10 protein-coding genes are annotated in these 14,768 nt (G+C 44.6%); 7 read left to right on the top strand and 3 right to left on the bottom strand.

All coding sequences use genetic code 11. From position 1 onward, the window contains the following. Window positions 1-211: 211 nt before the first annotated feature. The 3 genes from PP181_RS12875 to PP181_RS12865 are packed head-to-tail and all read left to right on the top strand — an operon-like array spanning window position 212 to window position 7,006. On the top strand, window positions 212-3,535 hold the full coding sequence (locus PP181_RS12875) for a transglutaminase family protein (RefSeq protein ID WP_272637424.1): 3,324 nt from the start codon (window positions 212-214) through the stop codon (window positions 3,533-3,535). Window positions 3,536-3,548: 13 nt separating this feature from the next. Beyond that, on the top strand, window positions 3,549-6,113 hold the full coding sequence (locus PP181_RS12870; protein WP_272637423.1) for a circularly permuted type 2 ATP-grasp protein: 2,565 nt from the start codon (window positions 3,549-3,551) through the stop codon (window positions 6,111-6,113). 2 nt (window positions 6,114-6,115) lie between these two features. Next, the gene (locus tag PP181_RS12865) at window positions 6,116-7,006 is read left to right on the top strand and encodes a transglutaminase family protein (RefSeq protein ID WP_272637422.1); all 891 of its coding nucleotides are present in this window, start codon (window positions 6,116-6,118) and stop codon (window positions 7,004-7,006) included. Here PP181_RS12865 and PP181_RS12860 read toward each other — a convergent pair. Next, complete coding sequence (locus PP181_RS12860) at window positions 7,003-7,887, bottom strand: dienelactone hydrolase family protein (RefSeq protein WP_272637421.1); 885 nt, start codon at window positions 7,885-7,887, stop codon at window positions 7,003-7,005. The genes PP181_RS12865 and PP181_RS12860 overlap by 4 nt on opposite strands. A 12-nt stretch (window positions 7,888-7,899) precedes the next feature. Further along, a complete protein-coding gene (locus PP181_RS12855) occupies window positions 7,900-8,766 on the bottom strand; it encodes an MBL fold metallo-hydrolase (RefSeq protein WP_272637420.1) in 867 nt (288 codons plus the stop codon). Between the two features lie 343 nt (window positions 8,767-9,109). On the opposite strand from PP181_RS12855, the gene PP181_RS12850 reads away from it, so the two are divergent. The 4 genes from PP181_RS12850 (at window position 9,110) to PP181_RS12835 (ending at window position 13,952) form a co-directional block, all read left to right on the top strand. After that, window positions 9,110-9,670, top strand: coding sequence for a YceI family protein (locus PP181_RS12850; protein ID WP_272637419.1), 561 nt, complete (start codon window positions 9,110-9,112; stop codon window positions 9,668-9,670). A 234-nt stretch (window positions 9,671-9,904) separates the two neighbouring features. After that, window positions 9,905-11,938 carry a transketolase family protein gene (locus tag PP181_RS12845; protein ID WP_154918813.1) on the top strand — a complete coding sequence of 678 codons (2,034 nt, stop codon included), beginning with the start codon at window positions 9,905-9,907 and terminating at the stop codon, window positions 11,936-11,938. An 11-nt stretch (window positions 11,939-11,949) separates the two neighbouring features. After that, entirely contained in the window at window positions 11,950-12,603 is a 654-nt protein-coding gene (gene fsa / locus PP181_RS12840) for a fructose-6-phosphate aldolase (protein ID WP_138258523.1), read from the top strand. Window positions 12,604-12,824: 221 nt separating this feature from the next. After that, on the top strand, window positions 12,825-13,952 hold the full coding sequence (locus tag PP181_RS12835) for a formylglycine-generating enzyme family protein (RefSeq protein ID WP_154918814.1): 1,128 nt from the start codon (window positions 12,825-12,827) through the stop codon (window positions 13,950-13,952). Window positions 13,953-13,958: 6 nt separating this feature from the next. Here PP181_RS12835 and PP181_RS12830 read toward each other — a convergent pair whose 3' ends face one another. Continuing rightward, window positions 13,959-14,657 carry a LytR/AlgR family response regulator transcription factor gene (locus PP181_RS12830; protein WP_272637418.1) on the bottom strand — a complete coding sequence of 233 codons (699 nt, stop codon included), beginning with the start codon at window positions 14,655-14,657 and terminating at the stop codon, window positions 13,959-13,961. Window positions 14,658-14,768 lie beyond the last annotated feature (111 nt).

The following is a 14,768-nucleotide window of genomic DNA, read 5'->3' as shown; positions in this document are numbered from 1 at the left end:
CAAGATAGCAATTCGCACTATGAAATCAAGATCGGTTCTTTCCTTTAGTAAGTATTGATTTAACTTATTTAGTTCTGGGTTACAAATTATGATAAATTCAAAAATAATCCCAAGAACTATGATTTGGATAAAAATAGAATGGAAACCTTTCTAAAAATCTGTAATTGGGAATTAAGTTTTTATCTTAGTTAGGCTTGAAATTTATAAGTATATGGCTTTAAAAGTAGCGATTAAACATTACACCCGATACAAATACGATAGAAGGGTCAATCTGTCCCCCCACATATTTAGACTGCGACCGGCTCCGCATAGCAGAACACCCATTGAGGCGTATTCAATCAAAATAAAGCCGGAAAACCATTTTTTCAATTGGCAACAGGATCCCTTTGGAAATTATTTGGCCCGTTTGGTCTTTCCTGAAAAAACGGACGAACTTTCCATTGATGTGGAAATCATTGCCGATATGAAGACCATCAATCCCTTCGATTTTTTCGTGGAGGAATCGGTGGAGAATTTTCCTTTCACCTATAAACCCGAACTGAAAAAGGAACTGTTGCCCTATCTTGAAATTACGGAAGAAGGGCCCCTTTTACAGGAATGGTTATCCAAAATAGACAAAACACCCAGACGCAGTATCGATTTTTTAACGAGTCTCAATCAAGGCCTTTACAAGTATTTGAACTATACGATCCGTATGGAACCGGGCGTCCAGACCTGCGAGGAAACCTTGGCCAGAAAGCTGGGTTCCTGTAGGGATTTTGCTTGGCTGTTGGTACAGACCCTTAGGCATTTAGGCCTAGCGGCCCGGTTCGTTTCGGGATATTTGGTACAGTTGAAGGCTGATGAAAAATCCCTGGACGGTCCGTCCGGTCCCGAAGAGGATTTCACCGATCTGCACGCCTGGGCTGAGGTATATCTCCCCGGTGCTGGGTGGATAGGCTTGGATGCCACGTCCGGTCTGTTAGCTGGGGAAGGACATATCCCACTGGCCTGTACGCCATCCTTTGAAAGTGCCTCTCCTGTATATGGACTCACCGATCCCTGCGAGACCCAATTCGAGTTCGAGAATTCCGTAACCCGAATCTTTGAATCCCCCCGCGTTACAAAACCGTATACGGAAGATCAGTGGCAGGCCATTTACAATCTAGGTTTTGCCGTTGAGGAAGAATTGCAGGAAAACGATGTACGGCTCACGATGGGTGGGGAGCCCACTTTTGTATCCATAGACGACATGGAATCCGAGGAATGGAATACCGCTGCGGATGGTGCGCATAAACGTCAATTGGCCAGTTCCCTCTCGGTCAGATTATTGGAAACTTTTGGCAAAGGCGGGATGCTGCACCATGCCCAGGGAAAATGGTATCCCGGCGAGGCCCTCCCAAGGTGGTTGATCGGGGTACATTGGCGAAAGGACGGCGATACCATTTGGAAGGAACCCGATTTATTGGCATCCTTCACCAAAAAATATGAGCTGCCGAATGATATTACCTCCAAATTTCTAAAAACCCTTACTACCTATTTGAAGTGTCCTGATGATTCCATTATCCCGGCTTACGAGGATGCCTTTTACTTTTTGTGGGAGGAACGGAAACTACCCGTGGATATCGACCCAAAGAAATACAACGAAAAGGATTCTGCCTTACGTAAGAAATTGGGCGAAGTGCTGGAACAGGGTGTCGGGAAAAGTGTTGGGCATGTATTGCCATTGAGTAAAAAAGGGAATCGGTGGATTACAAATCCGTGGAAATTTCGGGGAACACATCTCTTTTTAAGTCCTGGGAATTCGCCCATAGGACTGCGTTTGCCGTTGGAATCCCTGCCCAAAAATCCGGAGATACCCTCGGAACCCACGGCAGAACCGGAATTGTTCGAGGCCAAACCACATCTAAAAGCGTATGCCTCAGATTTGAATGAACGGTTGAAAAGTGATGTAATAAATTCCGATAAAAACCATCCGTACGTTCGCACCGCCATTTGCGCCGAAGTGCGGGAGGATAAACTGTTTTTATTCCTACCTCCCTTGGACAGTGCCGATGATTTCTTGGATTTGGTGGCCAGTATCGAGGCAACGGCCAAGGAGCTTCAAGTGCCCGTTATTCTGGAAGGATATGAACCTCCAAGGGACAACCGATTGGAAGTTTTAAAAGTTACCCCGGATCCGGGCGTTATTGAGGTGAACGTGCATCCTGCCAACAATTGGAAAGAACTGACCGAAAATACCCTTACACTCTACGAGGAAGCGAAAAAGTCGCGTTTGGGCACCGAAAAGTTTATGCTGGACGGCAAGCACACCGGTACCGGCGGTGGAAACCACGTCACCCTTGGCGGATCAACCCCTGCGGATAGTCCGCTATTAAGAAATCCGCAATTGCTTCGCAGTTTACTCACTTTTTGGCAGCACCATCCCGGGCTTTCCTACCTGTTTTCAGGAGCGTTTATTGGACCTACAAGTCAGGCGCCCCGTGTGGACGAAGCACGTCTGGAGAATTTGTATGAATTGGAAATCGCCTTTTCGCAAATTCCTGAGGACAAGGAAGTTCCTTTTTGGTTGACGGACCGACTCTTTAGGCATTTGTTAACCGATATCACAGGAAATACTCACAGGGCCGAGTTCTGCATTGATAAGCTATACTCGCCCGATTCTTCTTCCGGGCGGTTGGGCATTCTGGAACTTAGGGCCTTTGATATGCCTCCACACGCCCAAATGAGCCTGATGCAAATGTTATTGGTACGCACCTTGGTCTCCTGGTTTTGGAAAAAACCATATAAACATGATTTGGTACGTTGGGGTACGGAACTGCATGACAAATTCCTTTTGGAACACTATGTAAAAGAGGATATTAGGGATATAGTGGGGCAGTTGAACGAGGCGGGATATCCCTTTAAATTGGATTGGTTCGACCCATTTTTTGAATTTAGGTTTCCCCTGTATGGCATGGTTGAGATCAACGGGATGCAATTGGAGCTACGCATGGCCATTGAGCCCTGGAATGTCCTGGGCGAAGAGATGTCCGGAAGGGGAACGGCGCGGTATGTGGATTCCTCCTTGGAACGGGTACAGGTAAAATTGAAAAACTTTACGGAACAACGTTATACCTTAACGTGCAATGGAATCAAGGTGGAATTGAGCCCAACGGGAACCAAAGGGGAATATGTGGCTGGGGTACGGTTCAAGGCATGGCAACCTTGGTCCGCCTTGCATCCCACCATAGGTGTGGATACACCCTTGGTTTTTGATATTGTGGATGACTGGAACAAAAAATCGATTGGGGGCTGTACCTATTTTGTTTCGCATCCGGGAGGCCGTTCCTATGATACCTATCCGGTAAATAGTTATGAGGCGGAATCTAGAAGAATTAACCGTTTTTGGGAGTTTGGCCATACCCAAGGTGAAGTTGTACCGATGGAAGTCGTTCCTTCATCAAATTTTGCTGGTAGAATGGTACAACCTAAGTCGGCTTCCAATACATTTGCATACAAAGAGATACCTATAAATCCGGAATATCCTCATGTAACGGATTTAAGAAAGAAGTAATTAGCAGATTTTAATGTCCACAACTACGAAGGCGAGCTGGTTAAATAGCTATGAAACAAAGTTTGGGAACGACGAGTTGTTCACCGCAAATAATGATGTAAAGACCTATTGGAAAAAGCTGTTCACGGGCTTTGATAAATTAGGAGAAAACGGACTTTCCGGACGCCAAAAGGATATCGATTGGTTGCTTCTAGAAAATGGGGTCACCTATAATGTATACAATGACCCGCAGGGAATGCACAGACCATGGAACCTTAATGTAGTTCCCTTGGTCATGCACCGGAACGAATGGCAAAATGTGGAGGCCGGACTCAAGCAACGGGCGGAGTTGTTGAACCTAGTGCTTAAAGATGCCTATGGGGAACGTAGATTGATCAAGGACGGCATCATACCGCATGAAATTATCTACGGTCACAGGGGTTTTTTGCGCCAGTGTGCCGGAATCGAATATACTACGGATAAGCTCCTTTCAATTTATGCGGCCGATTTGGCCCGTGGAACGGACGGTCGTCTTTGGGTGGTGAACGATAGGACCGAGGCCCCTTCCGGTATGGGCTATGCATTGGAAAACCGGTCCACCACAAGTAGGATTCTTCCGGAGATGTACTCCAAAATGAACGTGACCCGATTGTCCACCTTTTTTAAGGAGTTCCATCAGATGTTGATACATGCCGCACCCGGAAAAAAGGACAATCCAAATATTGTAATCCTTACCCCAGGATCACATAACGAAACCTATTTTGAACACGCCTACATGGCATCTTTTTTAGGATACCCACTCGTGCAGGGTAATGATTTAGTGGTGCGCGATGGATTCCTTTGGATGAAGTCCTTGCAGGGCCTCAAAAAGATTGATGTGGTATTGCGAAGGGTAGATGATGCCTTTTCGGACCCCTTGGAACTGCGGGAGGATTCGCACCTTGGGGTTGCAGGATTGTTGGATGTAGTCCGAAGAAAAAATGTATCCGTCATTAACCCTGTAGGCAGCGGGGTCATTGAAAACCCCGGTTTGATTCCCTTCATGCATGCCATTTCCAAATATTTTTTAAACGAAGATTTAATACTTCCGCAAATAGCATCCTGGTGGTGCGGGCAGGAAAAGGAAAAGAACTACGTACTCAATAACCTTTCCAATTTGGTGGTCAAGCGCATAGACCGCACCAATAGGGAGAGTATTTATTTTGGTAAGTTTTTGAGCGATAGCGAATTGGAATCCCTAAAAGCGCAAATATTGGAACGGCCCTATAGGTTCGTGGCCCAGGAACAAATCAATTTCTCCACAGCGCCCAATCTATCGGGAAACATCCTAGAGCCTAGAAACGTGGTAACGCGGGCTTTTTCCATTGCAACGGGCGACCACTACAGTATCATGCCCGGCGGATTGGTACGGGTGGCGCCGGACAGTAGGACCGTTCGGGTTTCCAATCAAAGGGGAGGTACAAGCAAGGATTTTTGGGTGGTTGAGGACCAAGTGGTTAAGGAGGATAAAAATAAAAATTGGGAACAGAAATCGGCTATAGCCATATCCGGTCTGGACGATTTGCCAAGCCTAACGGCCGAAAACCTATATTGGGCCGGCCGTTATGTGGGTAGAACCCTCGTAAATGCCCGATTTATAAGAACGGTAATGCGTCAGTTGGCCATGGTGCAGAACAGGGATGAAAAGCCGGAAGCCCTAAAACTACAAGTACTTTTAAAGACCGTTACCCATTTAACGGGCACCTATCCCGGCTTTGCCGAAAAAAACAAGGAGAGCAATCCGGCCATGGACAGTCCTTATGAGGAAATGCTTTCCGTTATACGGGACAAAAATAGGGTGGGTAGTTTGGCCCATACTATTGGAATGTTCAGTAATTCCTACTATTCCATTCGCAACCTGTGGTCTTCGGACATGTGGCGTGTTTTTGAGAACATCCAAAAGCTATGGCAGGGCTTTTTGGAGGACGAGAATCCGTCCATCCTAAAAATTCTAAAAGTCCTGAACCAACTGATTACCCGCTTGATCGCCTTTATGGGACTGATCGAGGAGAGTATCATGGTGCAGCAAGGACTTTTACTTTATTTCATAGGTCTGCAATTGGAACAAAGTATGTTGACCATATCCAAATGCCGATCCTTATTGGCCGTAAAATATGAATCGCAGGTAGAGTATGATCTATTGGAGTATCTGCTTACGAGTCACGAAAGCTTGAATATTTACAGATACAGTTATCGGTCGCACATTCAATTGGAGCACGTGCTGGATTTGGTGATTTTGGACGTTGAATATGCGAGGTCCCTCACGTTTATGATCAAAAGGCTTCAAAAGGATATCGCTCGTTTGCCACACTCCAGAAAGGACCAACAGCTTACCAGCTACCAGAAATATGTTTTCAGCGCATTTTCCAAGTTACGGCTATCGGAATCGAACAAATTATGCATGACAAGATCCAAGAACGATGTGGTCAGGGAGGATTTGGACAGTCTTCTCGGGGAGCTTTCCGATTTGTTATATAAAACCTCCCAATCCTTAACGAGCACCTATTTCAACCATACGGATAGACAGACACAAATGTTCACCCAGTCATTTCCCATATAAGCATGGTCTTTAACGTTACTCATATCACCACCTATAAATACAATGCCCCGGTCAATTACTGCCATAATATCGCCACGCTGAGGCCACGAAAATCTGACGGACAGGAATTGTTGGACTATAAAATAAACATCAGCCCCAAACCTGCGGAGATAACGGAGCGATTGGATTTTTTCGGAAATTATATAACCCGATTTTCCATACAAGCGGAGCACGATACCCTTAAGGTTACGACCAAGAGCAAGATTATTAGGCACTATGGGACCATACATGATTCGTTCTTTTCCGATGCCTGTAGAAGTATTACCATGACCCAGGCGCTCAATGCCCTGAACGAAAATGACCCTGCCACCATGGAGGCGAAACAGTTTGTACTGGAATCCATATTTATTAGGCGTACCGATAAAAATATTAGGGAATATGCGGAGCTTTCATTTCAAGCAAGCCGGTCCGTTTTTGATGCCGCCCATGAGCTGATGCAGCGTATTTATACCGATTTCGATTTTGTGTCCGGCTTCACCAGTATCTCTACACCGGTGGAAGAGGTCATGAAAGAAAAAAAGGGGGTCTGTCAGGATTTCGCGCAGATTGCCATCGCCTGCATACGATCAGTGGGGCTGCCTGCACGCTATGTGAGCGGGTATATTGAAACATTACCACCACCTGGTAAGGAGAAGTTAGTGGGTGCCGATGCTTCGCATGCTTGGTTCTCCATCTTCATTCCCGGTTTTGGATGGGTTGATTTTGACCCAACGAACAACCAAATCCCCAAGGACCAGCATATTGTGGTGGGTTGGGGCAGGGATTACTATGACGTACCTCCCTTAAAAGGAGTGGTCTATGGAAGCGGAAAAAGCAAGCTTAAAGTGTCCGTAGATATTGCCCGCGTAAATTAGGTCAATTCCTTCTTGAAAAAATCGATTGTTCTTTTCCAGGCCAACTCAGCGGCTTCCCGGTCAAACCTTGGGGTAGTGTCGTTATGAAAGCCGTGATTGGCGTTTTCGTACATATAGGCTTCGTACCGCTTTCCATGATTCTTAAGTGCTGCTTCATATGCAGGCCAACCTTCATTGACCCGTTTGTCCAATTCGCCAAAATGAAGAAGCAAGGGTGCGTTTATTTTATCGATATCCTCCGTAGGCTGACCTCCGTAAAAGGGTACAGCGGCACCAAGGTCCGGAACCTTAACGGCCATCATATTTGAAATCCATCCGCCAAAACAAAATCCTACGACACCCACGTTACCATTACATTCCGGATGGTTTTTGAGGTATTCGAAAGCCGCGATGAAGTCCTCCAGCATTTCGTCCCGATCCCGCTTCCGCTGCAGTTCCCTGCCATCGTCGTCATTGCCCGGATAGCCCCCAAGGGGGGTAAGGGCATCAGGGGCAACGGAAATGAATCCGGCCAGTCCGGCGCGTCTGCCCACATCTTCAATATGCGGATTCAGCCCCCTGTTTTCGTGAACGACTACGATACCGGGGAGTTGTTCTTTTGCATCGGCCGGTCTTGAAAGCAAGGCCTTGATGGAACCACCTCCTTTGGGCGAGTCGTAATGGATGTATTCCGATTTTAAATTGGGGTCATCGGCCTGTATCTGAATTTTTTTAACGTAATCCGGAGATATAAAACTCAACAAGGAGGATACCGTAATACCACCCACGGCATAGGTGGAAAGTTTGTCTATGAACAACCTTCTACTTACCCGGTTGTGGGCGTAATCGTCATATAGGTCAAATACCTCCTGTTTGATGTCTTCTTTTCGTAACTCTTTCATATTACTAAGTTTTTAATCGGCAGATTTATAAATGAATTCAACAATCCGGTCCGCATTGATAAAGCCTTGTCCGTGGGTTTCGTCCCATTCTTTGGAAATTCCCATTTTTTGGACCTCCTCCAAAGATTTTCCATCACTTCTAGCCGCTATGATACGTTCCCTCAAGGTAGTCAAAATATCCGTATACTCCTTTAAATCGGTCTTTGAGGAAACGGACCCATGGCCGGGTATGATTTTGGTTTCTTCATCAATAAGCTCCAAGGCCATAGTGGTGTTGGATATCAACCCATCGATGTCGCCCCCAGAATCCAAGTCAATGTAGGGGTAGCGACCGCTAAAAAAATTGTCGCCCATATGGATGACATTGTCCTGTGGAAAGTAATAATAGGTGTCACCGTCCGTGTGGGCAGGATTCACATGCATGGCGTGCACGCTTTTGCCGTTATCGAGGTATAAGGTCATTTTGTGGTTAAAGGTAACAACGGGCCACGCCTCTTGGGATCTGGGTTCATCGGCTTCAACCATCCGCTTGCGAACGTTCTCGTGGGCAATGATCATGGCTCCGGCATTGGCCAAGTTTTCATTACCGCCCGTGTGGTCACCGTGCACATGGGTATTCAGTACGAAATTAATGGGTTTGTCCGTAATCGTTTGAACATGCGCCACAATCTTTTCGGTCAGGGGACCAAATTGGTCGTCGATGAGATAAGCGGCATCTTCACCAACGGCCAGTCCTATATTGCCTCCGGCACCAAAAAGTACGTAAACGTTTTCGGTGAGTTTTTCCGAGGTTATGGCCACATCACTAAAATCACGCTGTGCAAATGTCAATGACATACAGATAAAAAATACGAAAAGGAAGGGTCTAATTTTTCTCATGGTTTACGTTGGATACAAATTTCAATTGGTCGACAATAATTTCTTTGAGGTTTTATAAAAAACAAACCCATTTACAAATACCGCAAAAGAAAATTCTATTGGACCGAAATGTGATTCATTCCTGGAATTATTCTTTACGATAGCTTCTAAAGTTATGATTTTAAAACGGTAATTCCTGTTGTGGGAGGCATTTTGTTCGGTTGGATGTGGCAAGGGTTTAAAAAACTGAATATTAGTCGAATAGCATACTATTTAATTATGAAACATTTAACATATTCATATTAAACCATTCGATTTCTTTATGGTCCTATTCCATTGACAAACAACTTAATTTTAGAACATTATGAAAAACAAACTATTCCTATTAATACTTCTTTCTAGCTTGGCTGTTGGTGCCCAATCAACTTGGACCGCGGACAAGGCACACTCAAAAATTGGTTTTGCGGTTACCCACTTACTAATATCCGAGGTGGATGGCAATTTTGACGAATTCGAAATTTCCGCCACTGCAGGAGATTCGTTCATGGACCCATCCTTTGAAGTTTCTATCAATACCGCTAGTGTTGATACCGACAATGAAAGAAGGGACGGACATTTAAAAAGTGCCGACTTTTTTGACGTAGAAGCCCATCCCAAAATGACTTTTAAGACAACTTCCGTTGAAAAAACAGGTGATAATACCTTTAAAATGATGGGAGACCTTACCATGCATGGAGTTACAAAACCAGTTACACTAGAGGGAAAGGTCAACGGTGTCATCACCGATCAACGAAGCCAAAAGCTTAAGGCCGGACTCAAATTGACCGGTACGCTAGATAGAACCGAATTTGGAGTTGGTGAAGCCAGTGCTGCTATTGGCAGTGAAATCGATTTGACAATTAACTTGGAGATGGCACAACAATAACACAACATTTTAGAACAAATACTAAACCCACTTTTGTGGGTTTTTTTATGCTCAAATAGTTGCACAAAAGAGACCAATGAGAATACTGGTAAAAAACCATGCTTTTTAAATGTATATATTACACATAATATTTGTTATATCTGCTATATTAATTTTAAATAGCGCTCCAAATGGGGTATATTTGGGGCGAGAAGTTTAAAAGCAACAAGTAAAATTCAAACAACCTTTTAATACATGAACCAGGAAATTGATCAATTGGCAGCGGACAACATTAGGGCGCTGGCCGTAGCCATGGTAGAAAAGGCAAATTCCGGACATCCGGGCGGACCCATGGGCGGGGCCGATTTTATGCATATTCTGTACTCCGAATTCTTTAATTATGACCCTGCAGATATGCATTGGCCGTTCCGTGATCGCTTCTTCATGGATGCGGGTCACTTATCTACCTTGATGTATGCCCAATACTATTTGCTGGGAAACTATAAGAAAGAGGATATTGCCAATTTTAGACAGTGGGGTTCAGTGACTCCCGGCCACCCCGAAGTTGATGTGGCAAGAGGGGTTGAAAATACTTCAGGACCACTAGGTCAGGGACATACCATGGGCGTTGGTGCTGCTATTGCGGCCAAGTTTCTACAAGCTCGTTTTGGGGATTGGATGAACCATAAGGTATATGGATTTATTTCTGATGGTGGTGTTCAAGAGGAAATATCCCAGGGAGCTGGCCGTTTGGCAGGGCATTTGGGCTTGAACAATTTCATTATGTTCTACGATGCAAACGATGTTCAGCTATCTTCGAAGACTGATGAGGTAACCTCGGAAGATACCGCCAAGAAATACGAAGCATGGGGGTGGAAAGTGGTAACTATTGATGGTCATGACCATGACCAAATCAGAAAGGCCCTAGCCGATGCCAATGCGGAAACGGAGAAACCCACCTTAATAATTGGTAGGACCATCATGGGCAAAGGCTGTGTCACCGCTGATGGTGCGCCTTACGAAGGTCATACGGAACTGCATGGAAAACCTATTGGTGACACCGGGGCGGATTATGAAATGACCTTGAAAAACTTGGGTGCCGATGTTGAAAATCCGTTTGAGATTTTCAAGAAAGTGGCCGAGTTCTATGAGGATGTCCTTGGAAGAAAAAGAGCCGCTGCACATGCCAAGAAAAAGGAAATCGATGCCTGGAGGTCAGAAAATATCGAGCTTTCCAGTAAATTGGATGGCTTTTTTGACGGTAAGTTACCAGAACTTGATTTTGGTTCCATAGCCCAAAAGGAGGGTCAGGCTACCAGGGCTGCATCCTCGAATGTGTTGGCATATTTGGCTGAGAACGTGGAGAACATGATTGTTTCCTCTGCGGATCTGTCCAACAGCGATAAAACGGATGGTTTCCTAAAAAAGACGACCATTCTTAAAAATGGGGATTTCTCCGGAGCCTTTTTACAGGCTGGAGTAGCTGAGCTTACCATGGCCGCCGTTGCCAATGGAATTGCGTTACATGGAGGCGTTATACCCGTTGTGGCAACGTTTTTTGTTTTCTCGGATTATATGAAACCTGCCATACGTTTGAGTGCAATTCAGGAATTACCTGTCAAGTATGTTTGGACCCACGATGCCTTTAGGGTAGGGGAAGATGGTCCAACGCACCAACCCATTGAACAGGAGGCTCAAATTCGATTATTGGAAAAATTGAAGAACCACAGTCATGCGCAAAGCTTTGTGGCCTTGCGTCCGGCGGATTCGCAAGAGACCAACGTTGCTTGGAAAATGGCCATGGAGAACAAAAAGACGCCCACGGGGCTTATTTTATCCAGACAGAATATCAAGGACGTTGCTGCGCAGTCCGGTAGTCGCTATGAAGCTGCTCTTGGTGCAGAAAAAGGTGGGTATTTGGTCAAAGAATCCAAGGATCCGGATGTAATACTAATAGCCAATGGTTCCGAGGTTTCTACCTTAATGGACGCTTCCAAACTGTTGGAGGAAAAGAAAGGGCTTAGGGTGAATATAGCCTCCATACCATCCGAAGGTATTTTTAGACAACAGTCTAAGGAATACCAGGAAAAAGTGATTCCAAGCAATAAGCCCGTTTTTGGACTTACTGCAGGTTTGCCCGTAAACCTAGAAGGTTTGGCAGGGCCAAATGGCAAGGTTTTCGGACTTGACCACTTTGGATATTCCGCTCCGGCAACAGTTTTGGACGAAAAATTTGGATTTACGGGAGATCAAGTGTATACTGAGGTGATAGAATTTTTAAACAAATAAAATAACGAACGATGAAATTTTTTATAGATACGGCAAACCTCGACGAAATTAAAGAGGCCCAGGATATGGGGGTACTGGATGGGGTTACTACCAATCCCTCCTTAATGGCCAAAGAAGGCATTACAGGAAAAGAGAACATCCTTAACCACTACAAAAAAATCTGTGATTTGGTGGACGGACATGTGAGCGCGGAAGTCATTTCCACAGATTTTGACGGAATGGTCGAAGAAGGGGAGAAGTTGGCGGCCTTGAACTCGCAGATAGTGGTGAAACTGCCCATGATCGCCGATGGTGTAAAGGCCTGTAAGTATTTTTCAGATAAAGGAATCAAAACCAATGTAACGTTGGTTTTTTCTGCCGGACAGGCATTATTGGCCGCCAAAGCAGGAGCTACCTACGTTTCGCCATTCATTGGTAGGTTGGACGATATCTCCACGGACGGACTTGGACTGATTTCGGATATCCGCTTGATTTACGACAACTATGGCTTTGAAACGGAAATTTTGGCCGCATCCGTGCGTCACGTAATGCACGTTTTGGATTGTGCAAAAATAGGTGCAGATGTGATGACGGGCCCATTATCCGCTATAAAAGGACTTTTAAAGCACCCTTTAACAGATAGTGGTTTGGCCAAATTCTTGGAAGATTACAAGAAAGGAAACTAATAGTTCACGCATTTAAAATTGGGTAAACAGCCTGATATTTAAACGCTTACTTTTGTGTGGTATTTATCTTACCATAACAAATCCCTCCATGAGGGTTTCATTGAAAATAGCATACAAAAACACCTGGACAGGCCAGGTGTTTTTTGTTAGGTGTAATAAGGTATTGCTATTGTCTTCCTGTGGCATAATATGTAGATTTACGGATGATTAATACATTTAGGATGCAAAAATTCTTCATAGTTTATATCCCGATAGTAATCTCACTAATTCTTTTAGGATGCAAAGAGGAGGCAAAAAAACCTGCAGATGGCCCGAAAACTGAAAATGAACCTAGTCCTATCGCCGCAACAGCGGCTAGTATACTGGTAAAGAAACCAGAAAGTATTTCCACACCGGAAGGTATGGTCTGGATACCTGGCGGGCAATTGAAACAAGGGGCCGTTCAACAGGACAAAATGGCCATGCAGCATGAGAAACCTGCCATTGATGTGTTGGTGGATGGATTTTTTATGGATGTTACAGAGGTCACCAATGCCCAATTCAAAAATTTCGTCTCCGAAACGGGATACATTACGACCGCCGAAAGAGCCATAGATTGGGAGGAGTTAAAAAAACAGGTGCCGGAGGGCACGGAGAAACCCCATGACTCGGTTCTGCAGCCCGGGGCACTTACCTTTAAAAAAACGAAAACATCTGTACCCAATCTGTATGATTTTTCACAATGGTGGAATTGGACCATTGGTGCGGATTGGAAACACCCCAATGGTCCCGGTAGTTCCATTGTAGGTAAGGACGACTATCCCGTGGTTCAGATTTCCTTTGAAGATGCCATGGCCTATTGCGAATGGGCCGGTAGACGCCTACCTACCGAGGCGGAATGGGAACTGGCAGCCAGAGCCGGACAAGTCGGAACCACCTTCTTTTGGGGCGATGATATTACGGTTCTAAAGGACCGAGCCAATACGTGGGAAGGGGAATTTCCCGTTACGAATACAAAAGCCGATGGCTTTGAATTGAGGGCTCCTGTGAAGTCCTATCCCCCCAATGATTATGGGCTATATGACATGGCCGGCAATGTTTGGGAATGGACCAGTGATTGGTATAATACAAATTATTATAAGGAGGCCAAAGCTTCGGGCATGGTTCAAAGAAATCCACAAGGTGCCAAAGCCCCGTTTACTCCAAATAACCCCTTGGCCAAGGAAAGGGTAATCAAAGGTGGTTCTTTTTTATGTAGCGCTTCCTACTGCGCAAGCTATCGCGTTTCCGCCAGGATGGGCTCCAGTATGGATTCCTCATTGGAACATACGGGATTTAGGACGGTCGCCACTGCAGCCATGCTTGAATAATCACGGTCAGTTCCAATAATTGAGCAATTTGTCCAAGGCGAGGTTATTGTTTCTGCTTATGGGTAGTCTTTTGTCCCTTACTTGAACATGGGCATGATTATACATTTCTATTTTTTCTATATTGACGATATAGGATTTATGTATTCGTAAGAATTTGTCATAGGGCAGTTTTTCCATAAAGGCCTTCATGGAAGAGAGTACGACTAACTTCTTTTCTTGAGTGACAATCTTTATATAGTCTCCCAAGGCCTCCACCCAAAGAATGTTCTTGGGTTTTAGCCGAACTTCCTTTAAATTGCATCGAACCAATATACTGTTTTCATCAGTTTCAATTTCCTTAGAAAGGTTGATGTTCGTAATAACCTTATGTATTGCTTTGTTAAATCGTTCTAAGGAAAATGGTTTTAATAAATAATCATTTACATTAAAATCGAAGGCCCTTATGGCATAGTTTGGATTTGCTGAGGTTACAATGGTGGAAAAGTCACCATTAAGATGTTCCAAAACTTCAAATCCGTTGATATCCGGTAGTTCTAGATCAAGAAACAGCAGGTTTATCGGGTTAAGTTTCAAAAAATCCCTTGCCTCTTTACCGTTTCTAAAGGATTTTATTAGTTCAAGGTGGGGATTCAAATCAATATTTTTTTCCAATATCTTGAGATGGATTTTAGAATCCTCCACTACAGCACAATGCAGTGTTTTCATAATAGCTTCAAATAGGTTTCTGCCTTATATACGGGGTTTTTTCAACTAGGTTCACTTTTTTATTTTAAGGTTTCGTTCAATCCATGTTTTCATCCTTGGGAACAATTGTAG

The sequence above is a fragment of the Maribacter sp. PR66 genome (genome assembly GCF_028464205.1).
GTDB classification, from domain to species: Bacteria; Bacteroidota; Bacteroidia; order Flavobacteriales; family Flavobacteriaceae; genus Maribacter; species Maribacter flavus.
This window is presented reverse-complemented; position numbering and strand designations above follow the sequence as displayed.

What these genes read in the sequence shown, in the direction of transcription:
- PP181_RS12875 (WP_272637424.1), top strand. Translation starts at nt 212, where the DNA reads ATGGCTTTAAAAGTAGCGATTAAACATTACACCCGATACAAATACGAT.
- PP181_RS12870 (WP_272637423.1), top strand. Translation starts at nt 3,549, where the DNA reads ATGTCCACAACTACGAAGGCGAGCTGGTTAAATAGCTATGAAACAAAG.
- PP181_RS12865 (WP_272637422.1), top strand. Translation starts at nt 6,116, where the DNA reads ATGGTCTTTAACGTTACTCATATCACCACCTATAAATACAATGCCCCG.
- PP181_RS12860 (WP_272637421.1), bottom strand. Translation starts at nt 7,887, where the DNA reads ATGAAAGAGTTACGAAAAGAAGACATCAAACAGGAGGTATTTGACCTA.
- PP181_RS12855 (WP_272637420.1), bottom strand. Translation starts at nt 8,766, where the DNA reads ATGAGAAAAATTAGACCCTTCCTTTTCGTATTTTTTATCTGTATGTCA.
- PP181_RS12850 (WP_272637419.1), top strand. Translation starts at nt 9,110, where the DNA reads ATGAAAAACAAACTATTCCTATTAATACTTCTTTCTAGCTTGGCTGTT.
- PP181_RS12845 (WP_154918813.1), top strand. Translation starts at nt 9,905, where the DNA reads ATGAACCAGGAAATTGATCAATTGGCAGCGGACAACATTAGGGCGCTG.
- fsa (WP_138258523.1), top strand. Translation starts at nt 11,950, where the DNA reads ATGAAATTTTTTATAGATACGGCAAACCTCGACGAAATTAAAGAGGCC.
- PP181_RS12835 (WP_154918814.1), top strand. Translation starts at nt 12,825, where the DNA reads ATGCAAAAATTCTTCATAGTTTATATCCCGATAGTAATCTCACTAATT.
- PP181_RS12830 (WP_272637418.1), bottom strand. Translation starts at nt 14,657, where the DNA reads ATGAAAACACTGCATTGTGCTGTAGTGGAGGATTCTAAAATCCATCTC.